Here is a 25,994-nt window from a genome sequence, read left to right as displayed (position 1 = left end):
ATAATTATGTGATATATTAAATATAGATAGCCATTTACTTATTGCTCGCATGTTTGCAAATGCAAATTTAGAATAAGAAACAGTTAGAAAGAGAGAGATATATATACAAGTGTTACAATGGTCAATGTTCAGGTTATTAAGTATAGTATTATGAACTAATACTTGTAGAAATATGAGCAATAAATAAACTGTTATTAATTGAAATTAATATTTAAATATATCGCATAATTTAATTTCATATTATCTCTCGTAGACCTTTTACATTATGCCTTCCCTGCTTTTTCTTGTCCTAAACTGGCGTTCTTAGCGTAACACAAATTACATAAACCATACTATGATCTGTTTTATATCTATTATTTCAGCTTGAGTAGTAAACAAGAAAAGTAGCAACAATTGGAATATTAAGATATACTAATGATGGTATGTTTGTAGGTTAGACATTTATAAGTAGTAATATGTAAAATGTGATTGATATACACAATAATTGGTGCAGCAATACAAAGCATGTTCCATTCTTATTGGTGATATAATTATCAAAAAGTTGAACATTGATACTTTGCGATTGTTGCACCAATTATTGTGTATATTTTCGTTACAGTAAAAAATCTGCTTAATTTATCAATACACTTAATGTATCCTAATAATACATAGAAGATTAGATTTCTCAATAGTAATCTTGAAGTTTAAAATTTTCAACTATTTTGAGGTTAAATTAGCGTCGTCTAATTCTAATTTTTGGAGCTATATCTGCTTTTACAATTTGTTCAGGCTCTGTTTTTACGTTCTGAGTATTAATTAACTTCATGATTTCAGGTATCATAAGCTCCTTAACAGCTGTGGCTCCTTTATTTTTTAGCATTTCGTTAAAATCTTCACCTTCTGAAGGAACTACGATACTAGTGATTGCTCCTTTGCTTGTCAGTACTTTTGCAGCCTCGTTTATAGTGCTTACATATTCTTTATTTTGTTTATCATTATTTGCAGCTATAAGAATCTTTTCTCCTTGAAATGGTTGATAGTACTTCAAATTATTTACATTTGAGCTATATACCATTCTGCTATCAATGCCAGCTTCCTGAAAACTTGATATCGTTTTTCCTTCTGCTGACAGAATGGTTACATCATAATCATATTGTCTTTGTTCTTTGATCTGCATAAATAATGGAGTAGAAATATCTTTGAGCTGGACTTTTTCTACTTTAGCTTCTTGCTCTGGTTTAGCGGTAAAATGATAATATTCTTTATTCACATGAGATCTATCATTGATATCATTGATTATAGACTTAAACCAGTTTTCAATTTTACTAAAAACAGTTGTCTTTGTCCGTTCTTTCTCCAAATCATGAGCAGTTTTTAGAGTTATGCTAGCTGATTTATCATTTGGTCTGCTGAGCTGATTTATTAAACTGTTAATGCTTACAGTAGCTTTCTTATTGCAATATAGCTGCAACTTCTCTATATGCCTTGTCATAGCTACGTATGAGCTGCTTATATTACTTATTCCATTATGCAAAACGTATACATCTTTTATAGAAGCTCCCTGAGCCTTATAAACAGTACTTGCATAGCCATGTTTAAATTGTATTTTACTAGGATCAAAACTCACCTCTTTTCCTGCATCTGTCTTAGCTACAAATTCATTTTTATTAACAGAAGTTAAAGTTGCAAATTCACTGTTTTGTATTTGTAAATCCTTATCGCTTTTTTGAAATACGATTCTATCTCCTGCCATATAGGACTCTTTCCTTCCAGCTATTGAACGCCTATATTCTGTGCCTTGTAGCGTACCATTTGCTTTTAACAAAGATCTAATACTTGAATTAAGAATGTCGACATCTTTATTACGTACTGTAATTACCAATTTTTCATGTAGCTTAAACTTGCTTAGACTCCAATCATAAATCAACTTACTAATTGAATCCTGTAATGTATTATCAAACTTAACACATTTATTTTGTCTCAGTAAGGTTATACCGCTTAAAATATTACTCTCAGCAAACTTTGTTGCTGCTTCTCTGCTCCAGTTTTCACTTTGTCTGCGAATATCTATTAAAACATGTGAACCGAAATTATTACTCAGCATCTCAAACATTCCGCCTCTTTCTATTGAAGCTAGCTGTTTTTCATCTCCAGCGAGTATCAGTTGACAATAATTGTTTCTAACTACTCTAAACAGCTCTGCATAAGCTTTAGTACCTACCATTCCAGCTTCATCTACTACTATTAAGCTGCCTTTCATAAAAATTTTTTTTCGATTATACAAAAATCCCTTTACTGTATAGACCTCAGTATAACCTTTGCTCTTCAGCTCTGATACTGCCTTATGAGTGGGGGCAAGACCAATAACTTTTTGTCCACGATTTGTTGCGAGCTTATGAGCTTTCACTAAAACATAAGATTTTCCTGTACCAGCTCTTCCTCTTAAGACTCTAACTCCGCTAGTGCTAAGCAAAATATGCCTTAGCGCTTGTTTCTGTTCTTCGCTAACATTTGCTAGACCTTCGATATCACTTTTAAGATTGTAAATATCGTTGTAATAAACCTGATTATTGATTTTATTAGCTATTCTGATTATTCTCGTCTCCTCATTTCGAACCTCAATTGTCGTAAAATATTTGCTACTTTCACCATCATCATGATATAACTCTAGTATTCTATTTGAACTAAGCACTTTCTGAACTAACTGTTCTCTTGCTGTTGGATCTGGTATATCTTTTACTGCTTTTTCAACATCCTGCTTAGTAAAAATAGATTTGTAATGTGTTATAGAATCCGTTATTACGTCAGCATCATTAATAATCTTCAAATGAGCCTCTTTACGTAACTCATTTTCATTTAATACTTCATTAATTAAATTCCTAATTCTACGAGGTCCAATATGCTTTCCAGGCACTTCGCTTGTCTCGTCAACTCTATATGGTAAGCCTAATTCAGCGAAATATACATTAGTTTCTTCTTTTGCTATTTCATGAATCATCTTGTGATCTTTAATAATACGCCACTGACCTTTTACTGTTATAAATTTAGCCTCTAAGTCAACAGCTTTATCACCCAATTCTTCACCATTCTCTTTAAATCTTCTTGTAGTAACCAATATATGCGCATGCCAGTTTTTATCTCCTATTTGAGGCTTATGAATGTCTATCTGTACTCCAAGACCATTTTGCCCCCATTCCATTGCATCAACTATTTGATGAGTTAGTTCTATTCTATGCTCTAAATTTAGCTCCTTCTCGTCTGGCAATGCTATTACTATATCCTTCAACAACTGGCTGTTGTCTTTTTTTGCTGTTCGTTCTACCTCATTCATTAATGTTTGAATATTCTTGAATTCTTGTTTTACATAATCCGGTATCAGCACTGTATGATATACGTTATCTTTCTTACGAGAGAAGTTATACCTTATACCTGTCTGCTTATTTTTAACAATAGTTCTTGCATTATACGCTGCCTTACGACAACTATCACCTCCTTCACTTCTACGTAAAAATTCAATCCTTGCAAACTTTATCGCCATCTCAACACCAATTTTCACCTGAGTTTTAAGTTAGCATGGTTTTTTTGATTTTGCTAGCACAAACTTCTTTTTTTTAACATTCAATCGGTTAATGAGTACTCATTTTTTAGCAGTAAACTTTCAAGTTTACGTATTGCGTAGTAAGCTTATTTTTCAATGAAGCTTCTAACCTTGAATTCACGTTTTTTTGACTATAATTATTTGATGTTGGTTTGGTAGGCACGGTTTTTTTCTTTACTGGGATTTTATTTTGATATATTCTTGCCTGATTTTTTTATCTTTCTGAATTACTAACATGGCAAATCTTATGCAGCAAAAAATTACTCTTCAGCAAAAAAAGGCTAAGCTAATCATGGATGAGGTTAACCTTAAAATTAAAGAACGTAAAATGCGTACTCGACGTCTTATCGAAATGGGTGGATTAGTTGCTAAAGCTAAGCTTGATCACTTATCAACAAATACTTTATTTGGTGCAATTGTTTCACTAAAAGAAACTTTAACACAACATCCAAATGTTCAGGATCAATTGGACTACAATAGGTAAAGATATTTTTGATAAAGAACAGCAAAATAAAGCTGCTGTGATTTTAAAATTCACCTCTGAACCAGACGAAAACACTAAGCGCCACATTCACCTTCATGGCTTAAAATGGAACAGTTTTCGTCAAGAATGGTGCGGCCATGTTAAGGACATTGAGGCCTTAAAGAATGGCCTTCTCAATGTTCAATATAATTTAGAACTTATATCTTAAATAAGAAAAAAGTATCTATTAATAATAAAGATTATGATAGAGGTATAGAGAATATTGTTATACAGCCTCAGCCCTTATTGCATCTTGACCACCTGATATTGGCAGTGCAGTGTCATCATATGCTGCTTCTTCACATTTATATGTCTTTAGATCTTCATAAAGATGTGCTTGTGCATCATTATCTAGGAAATCTGTTGAAATTTTTTCTGCATTTAAATTTTTAACACTAGTATTAGCATTTGTACCTACGTCTACACTGTTTACAGGCAAAGAACTGGTTTTATTTTTTGAGGAGCGCAAATGATATATTCCATATAATGCTATACCTCCAGAAACTGCTAGTACTGTTGGCACTATCCATGGAACTATTACACCTGCTACTGTTGCTGTAGCAGAAGTGAAAAAATTTTCCTCTTCAGGACTAGTTGTAACATTAACAAAATTTACACTGCTATAGGTAGTATTATCATAATTATCACACCCCATGCCAGAGCAAAATTCTTTCAGCTTGATCAAGTTGCAGTTGATTATTTTGCAAGAGCTAATACAGTATCTAACTACAGTGTTCTGGATACTATCATCATAATTTGGAACATTATGTTCATATAGTAACTCATTTTTTTCACACGATATAGCATTACTCGATGTTAATACTTCCTGACCTGTACACTCATGAAGAAGGTCAGGATTATATGTTATTCCAAACATACGAATTGAATCCATAGTATTGCCGAGATATCTATATGGATCTATCTTGCTACTATTACATGCAAGTATACTGTCTGTACTGGCGAACAACTCGTCAGCTGGAGGTATTTTCCTAAATGTAGTCACATTACAGTTAGCACTCACAGAATTCAACATAATTTTGTTAACGCATTCAACTGCATCGCTCATAGATTCAGTGGCAAATGATAGTGCTTTAGCTGCTGCTATTGAAAAAGGATTCATTATAATACCTTGCTTAATCTCTATATTTTGTATTATAACATGCATTTACTAATAGTTGTCAATATAATTATGCAATGTAATAGCTAAAACACTAAATAAGACAGTTATGTTATACACTGTTCACATATCCAAGTCACAGTAATATTTCAATCTTGTCGATTTAGCTTGCAACTATTTTTTCATTAGAATCAAGGTACAGAGAATCACATGTTCATAAGTTAAGAATGTGTCAGCAAAAATGTTTTAACATTTAACATAAGATTTATTCTGGATTATGGACTATATCAAAAAATATTCCTAAACATTAAGAGATATAGTCTTAAATCTTAGAGTTCAAAAAACAATGCTACTTTTTTTGAACTAGCTATCTTTATTTAAAAATAAAATATTGTTGTTCTTTTGAATTAGCATTTATTCCAGATAAGTATTAAGTAAACAGTATCCACTTAACTTATCAGCAATCTTTGATAGTTTAAGGTGTCGAGCAAGAGGTATAAATTCTTGCTCAGTTTCAATGATGATTTTTTGTCTTTTTTCATCAGATTTTATGAATACAGTTTGAATGTTATGTAAACGGTCGCATAATTTGATTAATAACAAATCTTTTTTGTTTTGCTGACGCAATATTTTAATCATTTCTCTAGAACTGATTTTTTTATTATTCCTAATTCTGGTAAGGTCAAAAACCTGTTCTGCAATCTTTACACCAAAGACCTTAGCAATCTTTTTTTTAGTTAATGTTGTATCTTCTAGTGTATCATGTAGTATTGCTGTAATAATCGTATCTGTTTCAAAGCTGTAGTCTGATACCATATAAGCTACTTCTAATGGATGCATATAATAAGGTTCTCCAGTATCTCTCTTTTGCTGGCCATGATATTTTTTGGCATAAAATATTGCTTTTTCAACTTTATCAAGATCAATTTTAGTGTCAAATCTTACGTTGGTTTCAAACAGCTTATTTAGTAAGCTTTCGCTATAAAAGTCTATCATTTTTCATCTCTAAATAATCTTTAATAAATTATACAATAAATTAAACTTTTTATATACTCCAATCTCAGACAAAAACTGAAAAAGAAGCGAATTAATTTGATTAAAAAAGTTGTACTGGAATATTGCAAGTAATGGTTGTAAACTTGTCTTTTTCGCTTTCTATTTCCATTTCTCCATTAAGTTGATTAATAAGGTAATTTACAAACCATAATCCTGATTCAAGCATTAGCGGATAGTCTCTTACCAACTCAAAATCAGCTAATTTAGCTTTTATATTCCCTAATTTTTCTTTTGAAATACCGCTTCCTGTATCATGTATTCTAAATTGTAGTATGTTATCGCTTTTTATATAATTTTTTATAGTAAACAAATGAACTGTAATTATAACCTGGCAGCTGTGATTAAATCTAATGACGCTTCCTATTAATTGACTTAATATAGCTTGTAAGTGATCACTATTTCCAATCACAATATCCTTCATTTTGTACTGAAAATTGTAATTGATTTTTATATCTTTCTCTTTTGCAATGTCTTCTAGTCTCCTGACGGCATTTTTTACTAGCTTTTGTATGCTAAATTTTTTTAAACATAAATTTTCATGTCTTACATTCGTTGATGCTATGTATTGTCTAAATAAAAAAATCATTCCATTTAGAGAAGCTATTATATTTACTTTTTTTCTGTCGTAGTTATTTACTATTAGCCTAAAATATTGTATCCAATCTATGAGTTTTATGCTTACTTGCTCAGATTCCTCTAGCTGAAAGTATAGTTTTTGCATTTCAGTATCTATCTGTTTTATTGTTGTGCTATTAATTCCCTCTGTGGATAATTTTTCGGTTAATTTATTGATTTTATTTTGACCTTCGTCTTCAATAGGCATAGAATCCTCCTGCTGTATTAGTTTATATAGCAGCTAGAGATTAAAGAATAAATTTTGATCGTTTACGCTTTTAATCTCTATCCGAACATTATCTAAATCTTGAATCTCAGATAATATCAGGTATACAGTATCATTTAGATTTTTATCAGTACATGACTTTTTGTCATAATTATGAAATTTTTAAAATAGATGCGAAATTATCACATTGTATCTCTAGCTACAAAAATATCATTCAAAAAAGATTTATAAAAAAGTTCTGTAGCAGTTATTATTACTGGCTTTAAGGCTTATTTTCTGCTATAATTCATAGTAGAGATTTAATTAATCAAAAATTCTTGTGTCAATAGCAATTTCTAATGAACCAAAGCCTTTTCTCCATTGAGTTGGAGGCAAAAGGAGAATTGTTAATAGATTAATAGAGCATCTTCCTTCAGGGCCATACTATAATTACTATGAACCATTCCTTGGAGGTGGGGCTTTATTTTTTCAAGTTAGGCATCTGTTTAAACAATGTTTTTTTCTGATATTAATCTCGACTTAATTACTAGTTATCACGCTGTAAAAAAGACTTCTTCATTACTCATATTGGATTATATACTCAATCAATGAACAACGCAATCCTGTTAATGAGCTAATCATTACTAACTATTCGAACTAACTACTTGACCTGAGCTTAGCAATTAAAGATGAACCCGCAATCCAAATCGTATATGAATAGGAAGTGGTCTATAGTTAGCCATTGTGCTACATTCAATGTCCAAATATGTATCTCTTGATAAGTTTATTGTTGTACCAACTCCTAAGTCTATACCAGTACCGCTATCACTATTGAAAGCTGATACTAGGCCACCTGTAACAAAAATTGATGCTTTGTTACCTTCAATTATATTGTAATAATAATTTCCTTGAATAAAGTTATCTCTACAGTTGTGATGACACATAAATCCTAATCTTACATCCATTCTGTGCCGATTTAATCTATAACCAATTCCAGCTTCTAATGTATCGTAGTTAGTAACAATACCAGTTGAAAATTTTATATAGAATTGCGAAGTATCAATACCACCTTTAGAGGCATTGAAGTTTACATTATTATTCGCTGTACATATCGATGGTGAAGATAATACAACGAATGCTAATATAACAGCATAACCCGGTTGTAAAAGTAATTTCAAAACATTCATATTAACTTCTCTTTTTAATATTAACATATTAGCTATCTGTTAAAACCTAATACCATGGGACCGATTGTTCCGTTAGAAAGTTGAATACATCTGCATTACCGCTTTTAGCAGCATAATCTATAGTAGTCATGCCGTTATCATCTTTTGCATCAATATCTGCTCCATAATCAATCAAAAGCTGTATAATATCTATGATTTTATTACGAACAGCAATATGTAGTAGCGTTTCTCCTTCATCATATTTTTTATTAATACCAGTAGAATTATGTTTTAGCATAATTGCTAAAGGTTCTACACATTTGCATTCAACAGCATCAGATAAAGGTGTATTACCTTGATTATTCTCGATATTTACATCAGCATTATATTGTAGCAGTAATGCTATATGATCATTGCAATAGGTAGGATATTTTTCGAAAAATTCATAATATACTTGAATTGTATCCACAACAAGATGTAAAGCGGTGTGCCCATCATTATCTTGTGCGTTTATGTTAGCTCCATTGCTTAGTAAAATCTCGGCAATAGGTAGATTCTTATATTTCAAAGCAACAGATAAAGCTGTAGTACCGTCTTTATATTTTGAATTGACAAGTGTACTATCCTTATTAATAAGCTGCTGTACTTTGCTTCTGAACAGCTTATTTATTAAGCTCTCACTATAAAAATCTATCATTGGCCACCTCTAAATGGTTATTAATAAATTATACCATAATTTAAACTTTTTGTATACTCCAATCCCAGATAAAAACTGGAAAAGAAGCAAATTAAATTATAAATTTTTTGAATTCAGTTATCACGATGCCAAAAAAAACTAATCTTGAGTTGCATATCTCTGGTGTTAATGAGTAAAATTTTGCTGTAATTTTTTTTTTGGACCAGCATTTTTTCATCTTATGCATAATCTAGCGTTTATTAACATTGCTGAGAGTTTTTAACAATATTGCCAAATTTAGAATACCTACTATTATAGTGCAACTTCACTGTACCAACTGGCTCATTACGGTGTTTAGCAACAATTATTTCAGCAGTGTTATAACATTTATTTTGTCTAGCTTTCCATTCTGTGTATTCTGGAGTACCTCGATCTGGTTCTGATCTAGACAAGTAATATTCGTCACGATATATAAGCATTACAATATCGGCGTCCTGTTCAATTGAGCCTGATTCTCGTAGATCTGAGAGAATAGGCTTTTTATCTGACCTTTGTTCTACAGCTCTAGACAATTGAGATAACGCAATGATTGAAATATTGAGCTCTTTAGCAAGAGCTTTTAAGCTCTGAGTAATTTCAGAAATCTCCTGTACTCGATTATACTGACTTCCTCTGGAATCAATTTTTATTAGCTGTAAATAATCAATAAATAATATTGCTAAATTATGAGTACGTTTAAGTCTACGAGCTCGAGATCTAATTGCAGATATCGAGATTGCTGGAGCATCATCTATAAAAAAATTCCACTTTTGTATTTGGTCTTGTACAGTCTTTAACTTATCAACATCTTGTTCATCTATTTTACCGTTAAATAATGCAGAGCTATTAATTTCTGATTCTATAGAAAGAATTCGAGTAGAGATTTGCTGAGATGACATTTCTAAAGAAAAGAATCCAACTGATGGCACTACATTATCTTTAGTATTTTTTTGAGTAAGAAAATATTTACAAGCATTTATTGCTAAGTTAACTCCTAAAGCAGTTTTACCCATTGATGGCCTGCCAGCTAATATTATTAGGTCAGAATTTTTAAATCCTCCAAGCTTTGAATCAAGGTCAAGTAGTCCACTACTAATACCGTTAATAGAGTTTTTATTTTTAATAGCAGATGAAATTGATGTCCATGATTCTTCAATTGAAGTTTGTAATTTTGTAAATCCTTTACTTAAAGTTCCCCTTGAACCTAGATCATATAATTGAGATTCAGCAGTTTCGATCTGACTTATAGCTAAATCTGCTAAAGTAGAAGAATACGCATTTGTTACTATTTTTTCTCCAATTTCAATTAAATAACACCTCAGCGCAAGATCATATACTATTTTGCCGTACTCATTAACATTAACTATACTTAATGCTAACGTTGTAAGTTTAGCTAGATAATCTACTCCACCTATTTCATCAAATGTGAGTTCATTGCCTAGCATATTTTTGAGCGAAATTACAGTAGCGCTAATTCCTTTACTAATAATGAGATTAATTGACTTGTATATTTTGCCATGTAATGGTTCATAAAAATGTTCTGGCAGTAAAAATTCGTTAATGTTATATAGCGCACGATTGTTAATCAGAATTGCTCCAAGTATCATTTGCTCTGCTTGAATATTATTTGGAGCAATCTTTGCAAGATCTTTTTCCATATCACTCTTTAAATTTTATTAAAATTACTAAACTTAACTAACTCGAAAGAAAATCCCTGAGCTTTAAAAGAGGACTCAAGATCTTTCAGATAGTTCTCTCTGATGTAACTATCTTCAAATTCTGTTTTTGCTTTGATGAATATTTTTTTGTTAACACTATCTTCATTTATAACTTCTAATTTGCTAAACCATGACTTATCGATAGCTTGACCATAACTTTTAATCAAAGATTCTCGTACTTTGTACCAAATCGAGTTGGAGCCTAGCTCTTTACTAAGTTCTGAAAGGTAATCTTCGTCACTTATTTGTTGCTGTAAAATTGTTGTTTTTTGATACTCAGTTGTGCTATTTGTAACTTGTTTTGATTCATCAAATGGTATAACTTGTAACAGCTCAATATCGTTGCCATGTACAGCTCGTATCTCCTGTAATATCTTGAATTTAATATGATCTGACAGTGTAATATTCTTAATCAACTTGATGTAATATTTGTTTTTAACCGCTGCTACAAAATCACAAGATGTTAAAATTTGATAAGCCATATCTGCTTCAAAGACTCCAGCTATTTTACGCTTCAACTGAGCCTTCATACTACGATCTGTACCAGATTCAATGTTTGCTAGATACTGTTCTTTAAATCTTCCTACATCATTAAAAAAATTTCCACTATTAGCCTGATCAGTAGTTAGTAATTCATTTGCTAAGGCTTTTGCCATATAGTTTAGCACTGCTATCTTATTTACAAAATGACGGTTTGGATATTTATTTGATAACTTCAACAGTAATTGATTTATGAAGTATATGTTGAAGCTTCTACTAGACATACGTTGTAGTATAATTGCATCTTCTGGTGTTAGTGGATAATAATCTGCTAGTCTTTTTCTTTTGGGACAGCATTTATTCTTTTCAACCTCTAAATCCTTAGTAATAACTGGAGTTACTAACTCACTATTTTGCTCATAATCCTTGTTTGATAGCTTTTTATTGCTAAAATCACTAAGCTCATAGGAATTCAAATTCTGTTGTTGCTGTTGATTTTCTTTTTCATTTCCTACTAACTCAATTTCTATAAAATCATCAGATTCCGTATATTTAAACTTCAAATTTTGCTGTTGATCTTCATTTTTATTTTGATCATTCTCTATTAACTTATCTTCAGTAGATCTAGATCTATTATTATTTTTTTTATTATTATTATATCTATATATGTAGCTGCAATTTTTTGCAGGTTCACCTGCAAATTCTTGCAAATTGATGTGAAAATTTTTTTGTTGCAGAAGGACAATTTTTTCTTCTTTTTTTTCTTTTTCAGTGAAACGCTGAAAATTTTTTAGAAGTTTTACACAAAGAACATTACGTAACTTGAGATTGCCTTTAATTATTGTTCTATTTTCAACTTTAATAAAACCTGCATTTCTTAATTCAACCAAGCATTGCCTAACTCTTCTTTGACCAACATTCAGCTTATCTTCATAAAGCTGATAACTTTCCTGTAATTCATCTATATCTTTGTTGTAATAGATATATAGTCTATATACTATAAAGGATAAAAGCTGTTTAGATGTTTTACTTAATGCTTTTCCATTATCTCCAGTTAGCTTTCTCCATTCTGGTGGAATGATATTTCCAATAAAGTTATAAAATATTGTGTCATTATTGTTACTATTATTTTTAACAAAATTACAACCATTGGTTAAAAAGTCGAATACTACAGGTCGCATTTTTCATCTCCAAAAATACAGCTATAGTAGGTGTTTTTGAAAATAATTTTTTTACAAATTACCATCAAATTTTTGTTCAAAAGGTTGACAAAAGGTTGACAAAAATCATTATGCCAAACCTATATAAATCTTCATACTTATACTATCTGCCTTAGAAGACCAATTTTTCCTATAGCACATCTTATAATCAATAATAAAGGCGAAATAATGTCAGTTAAAATTACTAAAAGCAATAAAAGCGACCTATCTGTATCTTCGTTTTTTTCTAAAGGCTTATCTGGTAAATTGTTTAGTGATAAAGCTTACATATCTAAAGAATTATTTCATTAACTGCTGACCAATGGTTTACGTTTATTTACTAATCTTCGTAAAGATATGAAAACATATTTATTGGACATACAAGATAATCGGTTATTAAATAAACGTTCTTTAATTGAGTCTGTCTTTAATGTACTAAAAAAACATATGCTTTTAGAGCATACTAGACACCGTTCTCCTCTTAATTTCTTTATTCATATAATTGCTTCTCTTGCTAGTTATTCTATCTCTAAACTTAATCCCCATCTTATCTCTTCTTCTTTCTCTTCTAATCCCTTATCCTAAATTAGCGTTTATAAATATCTGATTTGAAGTAATAATGAAATTCGATCAGATTAAAGAGTTAAAGGATGAAAAATTTAGTCGATTAACAGGAGTAAGTAAGGAAACATTTTCAAAGATGGTGAATATTTTGAGGAAAGCTAACGGTCTTAAGAAATCAAAAGGTGGGCGTAAAAATAAGCTTAATTTGGAGGAACAGTTGCTGATGGCCTTAGAATACCTTAGAGAATACTGTACTTATTTCCATATAGGTCAGAACTATGGGATTAGTGAAAGTTGAGCATATAAAGCTGTAAAATGGGTAGAAGACACCCTAGTTAAACACCCAAACTTTGCTCTTCCAGGCCGTAAAGCTTTAATGAAGAGTGATATGAATTATGAAGTAGTCTTGATTGATGCTACTGAGAGTCCTATAGAAAGACCTAAAAAAAACAAAAATTCTATTATTCAGGAAAGAAGAAAAGGCATACACTAAAAACTCAAATAGTGGTAGATAAGAAAACGCGCCAAGTAATATGTACAGATTTTTCTAACGGTAAAAAACATGACTTTAGATTATTTAAGAAATCCAAAATTCTTATCCATCCTAAGGTAAAAGTGATTACTGATACAGGATATCAAGGCATACAAAAAATTCACAATAATTCTGCATTACCAAAGAAAAAAAGCAAGAGACATCCTTTAACTAAAAATGATAAAAAGAATAATCGTAGATTAGCATGAGAAAGAGTTGTCAATGAAAACGTTATTGGTATGCTAAAACGGTTCAAAATTATTGCTGACAAATAAAGATTCGGTCTTAGATTTTATTTGATCTCTGGCATTTATAATTTTGAACTACATTAACCAGTTTCGAAAGAGGTCTAATAAAGGCGAAATAATGTCAGTTAAAATTACTAAAGGCAATAAAAGCAACATATCTGTAGCTTCAGTTTTTTCTAAAGGTTTATCTGGTAAATTGCTTGCTGATAAAGCTTACATATCTAAAGAGTTATTTCATCAACTGCTGACCAATGGTCTACGTTTATTAACTAATCTTCGTAAAGATATGAAAACATATTTATTGGATATACAAGATAAGCGGTTATTAAATAAACGTTCTTTAATTGAGTCTGTCTTTAATGTGCTAAAAAAACATATGCATTTAGAGCATACTAAACACCGTTCTCCTTTTAATTTCTTTGTTCATATAATTGCTTCTCTTGCTAGTTATTCTATCTCTAAACTTAATCCCCATCTTATCTCTTCTTCTTCTCCTGACTTCTTATCCTAAATTGACGTTTTAAATGACTAATCCAACTTTTTTCATTATGGTATACTGTTACAATACATTTTTTAATATTATGTCATTCCACTTTTATTTAAATTTTTCTTTATAACTTAACATTTTCTCTTTCTATACCTTTTACACTTCCCATTTTTATATTCCAGTGTTATAAATGAAATTACTACCAATTATTATAATATTATAATATATATAATGCTAAGTCATTTATATAAATATACATATGTATTACGCTGTAATGGATATTGGTTCAAATGCTATTAGAGCTGCTATATATAAAAACTTAAATATTGCTAGTGCTAAAATTTACAGTGATAAATTTAAAGCCGATATTTGGTCCTTACTAGAATGTGATGATATAGATATAACACATCAATCATATCTTATTATAGAGCATTTTATACATATTTTTAACCGTATTGGAGTTAAAAATGTAAAATGCGTTGCTACTGCTGTACTTAGATGGCATCATAAAGCATTAATATTTAAAGATATTATTCAACAAAGATATGGAATTGATATAGAAATCCTTTCAGGAGAACAGGAAGCATATTTAACTACTATTGGTTTGATGCTTGGAATTCCTGATGTAGATGGAATTGTAGCTGATCTTGGAGGAGGGAGCTTAGAATTGATTGAAGTACGACAGTCTAAAATTATTAGTTGTACTTCATTACAGTTAGGCACTAAACTGCTTAATAATTTGAAAACTATTAGCATTGATTTTATTAAAGAGCAAATTCAAAAATTTAGTAATGTTGGTTATCAAAATCTATATTTGATTGGAGGAGCGTTTCGAATTATTACTAGATTTTATATGATGTTTATTAACTATCCTCTTATTAATACACACAACTTTAGAGTTCAGGCTAATAATATTCTGTTATATATTGCTGAGTTAGACAATATAGAAAATATTAATTCAAGTTATCGCAGCAGCAAATTTAAAGTAAATGCTCATGCAACAATGATATTACAAGCTTTAATAGAGGTTTTTAATATCAAAACTGTTGTAGTTTCTAATTATGGGCTTAAGGAAGGTGTGCATGTACGAAACTGCTTTTTACCTAACAATGAGCAATTACCTGCAGATGTTGAAAAGCTAAACAATAGCTTTGTTAATTTTTTTCATACTGTTAAAAATGATAACATGTTATATAAATACTGTTCTAAATTAGTTAATTTGCAGGAAGATGATTGTTATTTAGAGCAATATGTTAAAATGATTTTACCATTATTAATACAACCTAATGAAGCAACTGAACAGATTATTAGAGCATCTATTATTCTTGTAAATTATACTCAAGAGATTAATACATTGTTTAGAGCAAGCTTTTTATCAGAATATATTTTAACATCAGATTTACCATTTAGTCATAGTCAAAGAGTAATATTATCTCTAGTTTTAGCTAAGGCTGCTTCTGATTCAAAATCAGTATTGCGTATTACTAAAATAGCAAAACAAATTTTGCCAAAAACAGATTTTTGTAATAGTATGATTATCGGTACTGTAATTAGCATTGCTAAAGATATTGATGGGCATCCTCTAAAAAGTCCGTCATTTTTACTACCAGTAAATTATAAATTTATTGAGCTTAGTACTACTTCTGTATTACCAAAGATGATTTGGACTAAAGTTGTTAGAAAGTTAAAAAAAATATGTTCCCTTAGATCATATCGGCAATAATTTCTGCAAAAGATAAATAGCTGTAAGATATGCAAAAAGTAGTCAAAAAACCACTTGGTTATCATACTTTAATATGCTAAAAAGATTTAAAGTAGCCAATAATAGCAACCAAGAACCTTGGGTACAGCTATAAAAAATTTTTTATCATTCAAAAGAAGTACTATATTAATGAATGAGTTTATAGACACGATTATGATAATTCCAAAAGACAAGTTAGTTTTGACTTCTTCATTATGTTGAACTTGTGTTATATTACACTCTGGTTAATACTATAAAATCATAATTTTCTACGTGCTCTTTGTATACTATTAGCCATATTTTGTTGCTATTTTATCTCTTTCAATATCTTACACTATTTTTAGTTATAATGTGATATAGCTAAGCTACTATAAAACAGTTATATCATATACTTTTCGATAGGCCTAGCTAGGTCATAGTAATAGCCAATTATAACTGTTTTATAGTAGCTTATTTGTATAATATCAGTTACAAAGAATGATATATTTGGATAACATTAGTAGAAAGGTAGATAATGCATATGTAAACAGTGCTATTAGAGATCTAAAGATATTGTACAGTAATATTAAGTGAATAGATTATTGAAAATAATTTTTACATATAATTATGGATGTAAAAAGTAATTGAGATATTACAAGTTATGTTTCAAATACCTTTATTTGCTCTAAGAATATTATTTGTTATACAACATATTTAGTAGCATCAATACTTTACATAAATCCTTAAAAGAAATAATAATTTTATAAACACTTGCAATTTTTTTATAAAATGTATTATTTCTTTTAATATATTACATTAGCCCTCTTTCGAAACTGGTTAACGTAGTTCAAAATTATAAATACCAGAGATCAAATTAAATCTAAGACTGAATCTTTTACGTCTATTTCGATATTTATCAGCAATAATTTTGAACTACGTTAACCAGTTTCGAAAGAGGGCTATTATAATTTTTAAAATAATTTAATATTTTGGATAATAACAATGACAAACTATAATGGACAAGAGATTGAACGTGGAAGTGAATATACATTTAGAGATGATACATCTTTATTATTTCTATTGATATATCTTGCAAAAATTGTCTATTAAATAGTATCCTGTTATAATATATTTTTTCATGTTTGGTTATTCCTTTTTTATGAAAATTTTTCTTTATAATTCAACATTTTCTCTTTGTATGCTTTTCAGCTTTTATCTTATCTTAATCTAACATTTATAATTAATAATAACGGCGAAATAATGACAGTTAAAATTACCAAAGGCAATAAACGCTATCTATAGCTTAAGTTATTTTTAAAGTCTTATCTGGCAAATTATTTAGTGAATTTTTATATTTTGAAGAGGATAAATTCAATTATGCTTTGAAAACGTTATATCTAATATTATTAGAATTAAATATTGATGCAATATGACAAATATGATAAAGTATCTGTTATTGATAGTAAAATGGATTTCATATATTTATAAATGGTTAAATTAGATATATTGAACATAATCGACCTTAAATGGAAGTGGGTAAGGTTATTGATGTTTTGCTATCTAGCAATTAACAATATACAAGCAAATAGCATTACTAATTATAACAACAAATCAAATTCATATATTAATATAAGCTATAGTAATGAGATTCACTCATGCCAAGTCACCAATAATTATGAGCCAGAAGTTTTCAGTATCACAAATAATTTATTACGGCAAGTTGGACAAAATCCTCATATCAAAGGTACAATAGTAGTTATAAAAGGCACTGTCATTGATAGGCATTGTATTCCAGTTCCTGATGCAAAAGTCTATCTATGGCAAGTTGATAGTAATGGTAAGTATCCATATACTCCTCTCAAAAATTCTATTGATCAATCTCTAATTAGTAATAATAATTTAGAGAGTACTTTTACTGGTTCAGGTGTTACCACCACGAATAACAACGGTAATTTTTATTTTATTACTATCTATCCTGCTGCAGTACACAATATTTTACCTCATTTTAACTTCAGAGCTGAACATACAGAGCTTGGCAGTTTACAAACAGTACATATAATCAAGAATGATATAAGATTTAAGATATCATGTAATGATCATATGCTCTACAATAATATTGACAACTATTTTATTGTAGAACATGTAACACTAGTCATGCCATTAGCAAGTAAACTAAGGAGATATATTCTACATGCTAGTACTAAACATAATGCAAATTAAAATAGTCCAAAAAAGTTAATCTAAGCTTTAAATTTATATTGATATAAAAAGCATAGTGTTAAAAATGGACAAAATTGAAAGTGAATAAGTTCGAATTAGAAGATAGACTACATATAACTTTGGAATACTCAAAACGCTAGGTTAGGATAAGTGAGATGGAGATAAAGAAGAGAAGATAAGATTGGAATTAAGTTTTGAGATAGAATAACTTGCAGGAATAGAAGAGCTATGTTTAGTATGCTCTAACTGCAGATGTCTTTTACAGAATCAATTAAGAAACATATTTAATAAATGCTTATCCTCTATGTTTAATAAATATGTTTTCATATTTTAATGAAGACTAGTAAATAAATGTAGTTCCTTAAACAAAAGCTGACGAAATATAGCATAAATAAAGATAGTTACATCATGAGAGCAAGAATGTATAGTAAAGAAAAAATAAAATAAGCGGTACTTGCATTTAGTACTGCTCATAAAAATTTTTACTCATTAAAAAATGTATTATATAGTATTATAATTAAAGCTAATCAAGAATTAGCAAGTACAAGTATGGTATTCCAACATATTGCAAAAAACTAAAATTTGCATTTATTAAGTAAGCTATTTATGGAAAAATTTTATGGACTTAGTAAAAATTGAAAAAAAGTGGCAAGAAATCTGGGAGCAGAATGAGGTATTTAAAGTAAAAGAGATTTTAAATAAGATCAAACGTTATATATTACCTATGTTTCCTTATCCATCTGGTAAGGCTCATGTAGGACATGTACGTAACTATACAATATGTGATGTTATTGCGAGGTTTGAACGATCTCAAGGGCATAATGTATTGCATGCTATGGGTTGGGATGCATTTGGACTACCAGCCGAAAATGCTGCTATGCAAAATAATACTCACCCAAATAGTTGGGTAAATAGCAACGTTGATGTTATGAAGCAACAACTTAAGGCAATTGGATTGTCTTATGATTGGAGTCGCGAAATAATTACTTGCTCACCACAATATTATGTTCATGAACAGAGATTTTTTCTTGAAATGCTGAAAAAAGGTCTTGTATATCAAAAAGAATCATTAGTTAATTGGGATCCTGTTGATCAAACAGTTCTTGCTAATGAACAAGTAATTAATGGCAAAGGATGGAGATCAGGAGCAATAATTGAATATCGTAATTTAAAGCAGTGGTTTATTAAAATTACTAACTATGCTGATGCTTTATTAAAAGGCCTTGATAGCTTACAAAGTTGGCCAGAAAGTGTAAAAACAATGCAAAAAAAATGGATTGGTCAGTCAAAAGGAATTAATATAGATTTTCAACTTAAAGGAATAGAAGCTTCAATTAAGGTATTTTCAACTAAGCCTGAAACTTTGTTTGGAGCTTCTTTTATAGCATTAAGTTATAATCATACTTTAGTGCAGCAATATGTACATATCACACCAGAAATTCAAGAATTTATTGATAAATGCAGTAATGTTGGCACCTCAAATGTTAATATTGATAAAATGAGTAAACTTGCTGTACTAACAAATCTTAAGGTAATTCATCCACTAAACAGTAGTATAGAATTGCCAGTAATTCTTAGTAATTTTGTCTTAATGGATTATGGAACTGGAGCATTATTTGGATGTCCAGCACACGATGAGAGGGATCATGAGATTGCAAAATTATTAAAGTTGAATATCAAGCAGGTCATAACCTCAACTCAAAGAAATATTGATGTGCTTAAAGAAGCATATGTAGGTGATGGAATAATGATTAACTCATTTCATTTGAATGGATTAACTACTACTGAAGCTCGGCAAAAAGTCATTAATGAACTGCAGCACAAGAATATAGGACAACAAGTTACGAATTACAAATTGAAAGATTGGGGGATTTCTCGGCAAAGATTTTGGGGATGTCCTATTCCGATTATCCACTGTAAAAGCTGTGGAGCAGTACCAGTACCTTATGAGGACTTGCCAGTAATATTACCAGAACATGGAGTTGAATTTACTGGTAAAGGCAATCCATTAGATAATCATCCTTCCTGGAAATATGTTAAATGTCCTAAGTGCTACCTAGATGCAGTTAGAGAAACAGATACATTTGATACCTTTTTTGAATCATCCTGGTATTTCGCTAGATTTTGTAATTCTACGAGTGATGATATGGTAGATGCTAAAGCTGCAAAATATTGGTTACCAGTAGATCAATATATTGGAGGTATTGAGCATGCAGTAATGCATTTATTATATGCTAGATTTATAACTAGAGTAATGTATGATCTGAAGTATATAGATATTCAAGAACCTTTTACATCTTTGATAACTCAAGGCATGGTTCTGCATAGAACTTATCAGGATCAAAGTAATAATTGGTTGTATCCAAATGAAGTTGAAGTTGATTCAAATGGGAAATTAAGATGTAAGGCAGATTCACAATATGTGACAGTAGGTAAATTAGAAAAGATGAGCAAGTCTAAAAAGAATGTTGTAGATTTAGAATTGGTACTTAAGCTATATGGCGCTGATGTAGCACGTATGTTTGTTTTATCAGATACACCTCCTGAAAAAGATTTAGAATGGTCAACTGAAGGCATTGAAGGTTGTTATAAATTTATTCAAAAGTTATATAACTTTGCATTGAAGCTTAAGAATATAAATTTAACTGATAATAAAATTGATAAAGTTTTGCTTAGCAAAACGCACAAAACTATTAAAAACGTTACACAAGATATTATAAGTTGCAGGCTAAATAAAGCTATAGCTAGATTAAGAGAATTATATAATCTTATATTTAAAATGTCTGAATTAACAGTTCAAAAAAAAGAGAGTTTTTTAATTTTAATAAGATTGTTTAATCCATTTATTCCACATTTATCAGAGGAAATATGGAGTTTGCTTTCAGACGGAGAGAAAATGCTAGTTGAATTACCATGGCCTAAATATGAAGAAAAATATATTCATGAAGAAGAGCATGTTACTATTGCTATACAAATTAATGGTAAGTTAAGATCATTATATAATTGTCTAATTGATACTCCAGAACATGACGTGCAGTCTGCAATTTTAAAATTAGAACAGGTAAAAAAGCACATTGGCGATAAAGAAGTAAGAAAATGTATTTTTATTCCAAATAAATTGATCAATATAATTGTATGATAATATAGGATTATTACTAGTGAAGTTCACGTCTTATAATATTGCTGCATTATGGTCTTATATTAAAAAAGGAGATATTAGAGCGATAGCAGTTTACGGTAATGATCATGGATTAATTGATTACCGGTGTCAGGAAATTATTAAGTTGTTCAATGCTAATCTTAGAATATACGATTATAGAGAGCTTACTGAAGCTGATTTTATTTTTATATTAAACTCTAATAACTTATTTTCTCAACGTGAAATAGTAAAAATATATAATACTCCTGGCAATATTAATGCAGCATTAAAAAAAGCTTTAACTTTCAATAATAAGAATTTTTTAATAATGTTAGGCAGTGAGTTCTCAACTTCCTCTACAACTAGACAATGGTTTGAAACTCAAAAATATCTTGCAGCACTAGGATGTTATACAGAAAATAGCCAAGATATAAAGAAATTATTATCACAAATTGTAAATAAAGCAGGCAAAAATATTACGGCAGAAGCAGCAGTATATTTTTCTAATACTGCTTATGGAGATAAGTACTGTTATATTAATGAAATTAATAAGCTTATACTGTATTGTCATGATTGCGATACTATTAGTAAGCAGGAAGTAAATAAATGCATTAGCTCAGAAATACTTGGAACAGCTGATCTTATGTGCATATATTTCGCCAAGGGACTAGCAATGAATTTTTTTAAAGAAGTAGAAAAGATAAGGAATAATAATATACCAGATGTTTGGATGTTACGAGCACTAATTAGATACTATATTAACCTGTATATTGTTTTAATGAAAAGAGAACATGGAGTTAGTATTGAACAAGCTGTTAAATTAATTCAACCTCCCATATTTTTTAAATATGTTCAAGATTTTCAACTAATAGCACAAACTAAGACATTAAATAACGTATTGCATACATTGAATGAATTATACATGGCGGAATTATCAGTTAAGACAACACATCATTATATCAATAACATTATTGAAGTAGTTTTTTTGAAAATAACACATAAATTGCGTTTGAGTTTTGAATTTACTACATTAGTATAATTTGTTGCAAAAAAAATATACATAATAGTTGATTATTAGTTAATAATTTGATATCTAATGATTCAGGCGGTTGTGGCGGAATCGGTAGACGCGCAGCATTGAGGGTGCTGTTCTTGTTAATCTGGAGTGGAAGTTCAAGTCTTCTCAGCCGCACCATTTCTTATCTTGCAATTTAAGTGAGGAATCATGATGGTAAATCAAGATGGTTATAACAATATAGTGCTGTCTAAGAGTCCTATGGATTATAACAAGATTTACAATTTAATCATGAACAATGATTTTGCTGAGGTTAAGCTTAAGCTGCAGAATATGCATTATGCAGACTTCGTTGAACTATTTGAACAAGCTCCTGCGAAGTTTCATAAAAAAATTCTTGATTTAGCGCCTGATGATCTTAAAAAGCAAGCATTAGAAGGGCTAAGTTATGATAGTAGAATTTCAATTGTAGAAATATTAGGATTTAGAAAAACTGCAAGTTTATTACAGGAATTAGAAACTCAAGATATTATAGGATTTATTGAAGATCTTGATGATGACATAATACAAAACATTATGGCTCATCTTAGTGCAGACAAGAAAAAATATGTTATTGAAGGGTTGACCTATCCAGAAAATACAGCTGGCCGAGTAATGGAAAAGCAGTATGTTAGCTTACCTGAACATTGGACTGTCGATCAATCAATAAACTATGTTGCGTCTTATAATACAAGTAAAAATTTTTATGCAGCAATTGTCGTAGATGCTAAGCAACGGCCTGTTGGTAACTTACCACTGTTTAAATTATTGAAATGTTCTCCTGATTGTTTAATTAATCAAGTTATGAATACTGATATTAAAGTAGATACTCATACTGACTTAAATGAAGTGTCATACATTTTTAAGCATTATGAGCTAACAATTGTACCTGTTGTTAGTAAAATAGGAAAACTAGTTGGAACTATCTCTATAAATAATATGCTATATATTCTGGAAGAGCAGGCTGAAGAAGATATAATGCAGCTGGCTGGAGTACAAAAGTATAGCCTTTTTGCTAATGTATTTAGCGCTGCTAAGCATCGGTTACCATGGTTATTTTTTAATTTTATTACCGCATTGACAATTGCACAAACTATTGCTCATTTTGAAGAAACTATAAGTAAATACATATTACTTGCTTCTACAATGCCTATTATCGCTTCTATGGGAGGAAATACTGGAACTCAAGTTATGACTATTACTGTTATGGCATTAACAAACAAGTACATTAATTATTCTAACTTTTTTAAGGTTTTTATAAGAGAGATATTAATTTGTAGCTTTAATGGATTCTTATTAGCACTAATAAGTTTTTTGTGTATGATGATTATGCATAATAATCTTAATTTTAGTATTGCATTTAGTGCAACAGTAATAATTAACACTATTATTGCTGGCACTTTAGGCTTTATTATTCCTATAACACTACATAGTATTAAACTGGATCCAGCAGCTGGGTCAACAGTATTTTTGACAGCATTAACTGATTTTATAGGCTACATTACTTTTTTATATATTGCCTACGTATTTTTAGTTTAAAATCTTATCTGTATGTATATCCATTGCTAAATTAAACCAAGGTACATTTCTATGCTTATGTATGTGTTTATAGAGCATATAATTTTTACTTATTCTTCTGTTTTTAGTTCAAATATTTATTTTCAATATATTCAGAAAATATTTGAGGATTGACTTTATCTTCCAAAGTTACATGTTTAACTAATTCGTCAGTTTTATATAACGAAGCAAAGCACCTAATATTTTGATTTAAGAACTTATGTAAATTATCAAACCTACCTACAGCAAAATCAGAATTGATATTTGGATAAATGCTCTTGATTGTTCTCATAATCATGCTTGCTATAATAGCACCAATAGTATAGGTAGGAAAATATCCGAATTTTCCAGCCGACCAGTGTATATCTTGCATACAGCCTACACTATTTGAAGTAGGGCTAATACCTAGATATTTTTTCATACCATCATTCCAATAAGCCGGAAGTTCATCTAATGTAATATCGCCATTAATTAATGCTTCTTCAAGCTCAAATCTTAAAATTACATGCATGGGATATGTTACTTCATCAGCATAAACTCTTATCAAACTTGGATTAACTCTGTTTAGTATTTTATATAAATTATCACTTGAGTATTCTTGACCTTTAAAATCAAATTCATCTCTAAGTATCATAGCAAAAAACTCAACAAATTCTTGAGATCTTCCAACTTGCATTTCCATAAGTAATGATTGACTTTCATGTAACGACATATTTCTTTTTTGACCTACAAACTGGTGCCTATACTTAGGTATGAAATCTTGCTCGTACAATGCATGACCTGTTTCATGTATAGTTGCTTCTATTCCAGTAAGAAAATTATCTTCATTATATCTTGTTGTTAGTCTGATATCATCAAACATACCACGGCAAAATGGATGAGCTGATTGATCAAGTCTACCCTTAGTGAAATCAAAACCTAAAATTTGCATAATTCTTTTGCAAATTTGCTCTTGTTTTGCAATACTAACTTTATTAGTAATAGGTAAAATTACTTCTTTTCGTTGCTTTTCAACTATTTTATGAATTAAATTAGGTATTGTTTTCTTTATAGCAGAAAAAATTTCTTTAATCTCAGTTACTTTTCTGCCACAGTCATAGATATCAATCAAACTATCATACATAGTACAATTAAGGATTTTAGACTTAGTGCTAGCTATTTCCTTAACACAAGTTAGTATTTGCTGTAAATAAGGCTTAAATAGTTCATAATTATTTTCTTTTTTTGCTTGTCTCCATACTAATTCTCCTTGAGTTGCTGCAAGTATATATTTTTTCTGTAGACTATAATCTATACATCTACTTTCTATAGCTTTTTTTTCAATTAATGCTAGATTAGCAGTTTGCCATTGATCAAGCTGAGGTATTTCTTCTTTAGCTCTAGCTATAAGATCAAAAATTTTATCTGACCTTAATATGTCATATACTATTGTAGTTAGAGTAGCAATATCTTCTCCTCTACTTGTACCAGCATTAACTGGCATACATGTGGAAAGATCCCAATACAATAATGTAATAATGTTATTAATTCGAGTTACCTGTTTGATTTCTTCTTCTAATAATAAATAATTTTTCATCTCTATGTTTTCCCAATACAAATTTATATAAGCCTTATTATATTAAACAGTATTTAATACATATAGTCAAATATCTTGCGTTAGTATAATGAAGCAAGTATGTTAGAGATTTTGTGTTAAAAATCAGGAAAAGAAATAGTAATTTTATAAAAAAATGTAGGTATTTTGAAGAATAATTCTTCATTTGATGTCAATGTTTCAATTGTATATTAGAAAGTACGACATGATGTTGCTTAAAGATAAGCTGCAGAGATATAGCAAGGAGTATTTACACTAAGTTACTACTATTGCAGTGCAAGATTGATAGGTGAATCAAGATAAGGTGAATTAATCTTATTGGTGAAAGTCCAGTTATGAAAGGAGAAGCTAGATCCACCATATAGCGAGTCTTGTACTGCTGAAGGTAGCAACAGTAGTAAAGCGTAGACAGCGAAATATTCGAGCAGAAACCAAATGGTGAACGTGATAGCCACGAAAGTATGATGTTGTGGAAGCCGATATGTTCTACCACATAGTAGGCAAAAGA

The 25,994-nt window shown here is 29.9% G+C and carries 14 protein-coding genes, 1 tRNA gene and 7 pseudogenes; 11 read left to right on the top strand and 11 right to left on the bottom strand.

Features of this window, described 5'->3' with window-relative positions; translation table 11 throughout:
• Positions 1–712 precede the first annotated feature (712 nt).
• Together DK405_RS16325 and DK405_RS16320 are read right to left on the bottom strand one after the other, a co-directional pair.
• Positions 713–1,513 (bottom strand): toprim domain-containing protein, encoded by an 801-nt coding sequence (locus DK405_RS16325; protein WP_458692813.1) that lies wholly within the window; start codon positions 1,511–1,513, stop codon positions 713–715.
• A gap of 465 nt (positions 1,514–1,978) precedes the next feature.
• Positions 1,979–3,517, bottom strand: a pseudogene (locus DK405_RS16320) (AAA family ATPase); the annotation flags it as partial.
• Between the two features lie 295 nt (positions 3,518–3,812).
• On the opposite strand from DK405_RS16320, the pseudogene DK405_RS11345 reads away from it, so the two are divergent.
• A pseudogene (locus DK405_RS11345) lies at positions 3,813–4,269 on the top strand (conjugal transfer protein TraD).
• 57 nt (positions 4,270–4,326) lie between these two features.
• Here the strand turns inward: DK405_RS11345 and DK405_RS14720 are convergent.
• From DK405_RS14720 to DK405_RS11330, 3 genes are all read right to left on the bottom strand, one after another.
• Positions 4,327–5,220, bottom strand: a complete 894-nt coding sequence (locus DK405_RS14720) for a hypothetical protein (RefSeq protein ID WP_231967637.1) — start codon at positions 5,218–5,220, stop codon at positions 4,327–4,329.
• Positions 5,221–5,631: 411 nt separating this feature from the next.
• Positions 5,632–6,213 (bottom strand): HD domain-containing protein, encoded by a 582-nt coding sequence (locus DK405_RS11335; RefSeq protein WP_064612558.1) that lies wholly within the window; start codon positions 6,211–6,213, stop codon positions 5,632–5,634.
• A 100-nt stretch (positions 6,214–6,313) separates the two neighbouring features.
• Positions 6,314–7,096 carry a sensor histidine kinase gene (locus DK405_RS11330; protein ID WP_109510531.1) on the bottom strand — a complete coding sequence of 261 codons (783 nt, stop codon included), beginning with the start codon at positions 7,094–7,096 and terminating at the stop codon, positions 6,314–6,316.
• Positions 7,097–7,433: 337 nt separating this feature from the next.
• Here DK405_RS11330 and DK405_RS11325 point away from each other — a divergent pair.
• A pseudogene (locus tag DK405_RS11325) lies at positions 7,434–7,663 on the top strand (DNA adenine methylase); the annotation flags it as partial.
• A gap of 113 nt (positions 7,664–7,776) precedes the next feature.
• On the opposite strand, the gene DK405_RS11320 reads toward DK405_RS11325, so the two are convergent.
• The 4 genes from DK405_RS11320 to DK405_RS11305 form a co-directional block, all read right to left on the bottom strand.
• Positions 7,777–8,280 carry a hypothetical protein gene (locus DK405_RS11320; RefSeq protein ID WP_109510733.1) on the bottom strand — a complete coding sequence of 168 codons (504 nt, stop codon included), beginning with the start codon at positions 8,278–8,280 and terminating at the stop codon, positions 7,777–7,779.
• A gap of 46 nt (positions 8,281–8,326) precedes the next feature.
• On the bottom strand, positions 8,327–8,956 hold the full coding sequence (locus DK405_RS11315) for an ankyrin repeat domain-containing protein (RefSeq protein WP_109510530.1): 630 nt from the start codon (positions 8,954–8,956) through the stop codon (positions 8,327–8,329).
• A gap of 239 nt (positions 8,957–9,195) precedes the next feature.
• Positions 9,196–10,632, bottom strand: a complete 1,437-nt coding sequence (locus tag DK405_RS11310; RefSeq protein ID WP_109510718.1) for a replicative DNA helicase — start codon at positions 10,630–10,632, stop codon at positions 9,196–9,198.
• 8 nt (positions 10,633–10,640) lie between these two features.
• On the bottom strand, positions 10,641–12,353 hold the full coding sequence (locus DK405_RS11305) for a DnaA N-terminal domain-containing protein (RefSeq protein ID WP_109510717.1): 1,713 nt from the start codon (positions 12,351–12,353) through the stop codon (positions 10,641–10,643).
• 177 nt (positions 12,354–12,530) lie between these two features.
• On the opposite strand from DK405_RS11305, the pseudogene DK405_RS11295 reads away from it, so the two are divergent.
• The 4 genes and pseudogenes from DK405_RS11295 to DK405_RS11280 all read left to right on the top strand — a co-directional run.
• Positions 12,531–12,956, top strand: a pseudogene (locus tag DK405_RS11295) (transposase); the annotation flags it as partial.
• A 34-nt stretch (positions 12,957–12,990) separates the two neighbouring features.
• Positions 12,991–13,742: pseudogene (locus tag DK405_RS11290) on the top strand (IS5 family transposase).
• A gap of 73 nt (positions 13,743–13,815) precedes the next feature.
• Positions 13,816–14,226 (top strand): annotated as a pseudogene (locus tag DK405_RS11285) (transposase); the annotation flags it as partial.
• 235 nt (positions 14,227–14,461) lie between these two features.
• Complete coding sequence (locus DK405_RS11280; RefSeq protein WP_045913079.1) at positions 14,462–15,925, top strand: Ppx/GppA phosphatase family protein; 1,464 nt, start codon at positions 14,462–14,464, stop codon at positions 15,923–15,925.
• Positions 15,926–16,759: 834 nt separating this feature from the next.
• On the opposite strand, the pseudogene DK405_RS11275 reads toward DK405_RS11280, so the two are convergent.
• Positions 16,760–16,855, bottom strand: a pseudogene (locus DK405_RS11275) (IS5/IS1182 family transposase); the annotation flags it as partial.
• A gap of 573 nt (positions 16,856–17,428) precedes the next feature.
• On the opposite strand from DK405_RS11275, the gene DK405_RS11270 reads away from it, so the two are divergent.
• The 5 genes from DK405_RS11270 to mgtE all read left to right on the top strand — a co-directional run bounded on the left by DK405_RS11270 (position 17,429) and on the right by mgtE (position 23,874).
• Entirely contained in the window at positions 17,429–18,142 is a 714-nt protein-coding gene (locus DK405_RS11270; RefSeq protein WP_231967829.1) for a dioxygenase family protein, read from the top strand.
• Between the two features lie 619 nt (positions 18,143–18,761).
• On the top strand, positions 18,762–21,281 hold the full coding sequence (leuS, locus tag DK405_RS11265) for a leucine--tRNA ligase (RefSeq protein WP_045912766.1): 2,520 nt from the start codon (positions 18,762–18,764) through the stop codon (positions 21,279–21,281).
• Between the two features lie 19 nt (positions 21,282–21,300).
• Positions 21,301–22,320, top strand: coding sequence for a DNA polymerase III subunit delta (gene holA, locus DK405_RS11260; RefSeq protein WP_045912770.1), 1,020 nt, complete (start codon positions 21,301–21,303; stop codon positions 22,318–22,320).
• Between the two features lie 66 nt (positions 22,321–22,386).
• Positions 22,387–22,476: transfer RNA gene (locus DK405_RS11255), tRNA-Leu, on the top strand.
• 30 nt (positions 22,477–22,506) lie between these two features.
• Positions 22,507–23,874: a magnesium transporter gene (mgtE, locus tag DK405_RS11250; protein WP_045912767.1), complete on the top strand. Its 1,368-nt coding sequence runs from the start codon at positions 22,507–22,509 to the stop codon at positions 23,872–23,874.
• A gap of 103 nt (positions 23,875–23,977) precedes the next feature.
• On the opposite strand, the gene DK405_RS11245 is transcribed toward mgtE, so the two are convergent.
• Positions 23,978–25,468 carry a carboxypeptidase M32 gene (locus tag DK405_RS11245; protein ID WP_045912768.1) on the bottom strand — a complete coding sequence of 497 codons (1,491 nt, stop codon included), beginning with the start codon at positions 25,466–25,468 and terminating at the stop codon, positions 23,978–23,980.
• Positions 25,469–25,994: the final 526 nt, after the last annotated feature.

The sequence above is a fragment of the Orientia tsutsugamushi genome, from assembly GCF_900327275.1.
GTDB lineage: Bacteria > Pseudomonadota > Alphaproteobacteria > Rickettsiales > Rickettsiaceae > Orientia > Orientia tsutsugamushi.
Note: the sequence above shows the minus strand (reverse complement) of the source record. Positions and strands in the feature narration are given on the sequence as shown.

What these genes read in the sequence shown, in the direction of transcription:
- DK405_RS14720 (WP_231967637.1), bottom strand. Translation starts at nt 5,220, where the DNA reads ATGAATCCTTTTTCAATAGCAGCAGCTAAAGCACTATCATTTGCCACT.
- DK405_RS11335 (WP_064612558.1), bottom strand. Translation starts at nt 6,213, where the DNA reads ATGATAGACTTTTATAGCGAAAGCTTACTAAATAAGCTGTTTGAAACC.
- DK405_RS11330 (WP_109510531.1), bottom strand. Translation starts at nt 7,096, where the DNA reads ATGCCTATTGAAGACGAAGGTCAAAATAAAATCAATAAATTAACCGAA.
- DK405_RS11320 (WP_109510733.1), bottom strand. Translation starts at nt 8,280, where the DNA reads ATGAATGTTTTGAAATTACTTTTACAACCGGGTTATGCTGTTATATTA.
- DK405_RS11315 (WP_109510530.1), bottom strand. Translation starts at nt 8,956, where the DNA reads ATGATAGATTTTTATAGTGAGAGCTTAATAAATAAGCTGTTCAGAAGC.
- DK405_RS11310 (WP_109510718.1), bottom strand. Translation starts at nt 10,632, where the DNA reads ATGGAAAAAGATCTTGCAAAGATTGCTCCAAATAATATTCAAGCAGAG.
- DK405_RS11305 (WP_109510717.1), bottom strand. Translation starts at nt 12,353, where the DNA reads ATGCGACCTGTAGTATTCGACTTTTTAACCAATGGTTGTAATTTTGTT.
- DK405_RS11280 (WP_045913079.1), top strand. Translation starts at nt 14,462, where the DNA reads ATGTATTACGCTGTAATGGATATTGGTTCAAATGCTATTAGAGCTGCT.
- leuS (WP_045912766.1), top strand. Translation starts at nt 18,762, where the DNA reads ATGGACTTAGTAAAAATTGAAAAAAAGTGGCAAGAAATCTGGGAGCAG.
- mgtE (WP_045912767.1), top strand. Translation starts at nt 22,507, where the DNA reads ATGATGGTAAATCAAGATGGTTATAACAATATAGTGCTGTCTAAGAGT.
- DK405_RS11245 (WP_045912768.1), bottom strand. Translation starts at nt 25,468, where the DNA reads ATGAAAAATTATTTATTATTAGAAGAAGAAATCAAACAGGTAACTCGA.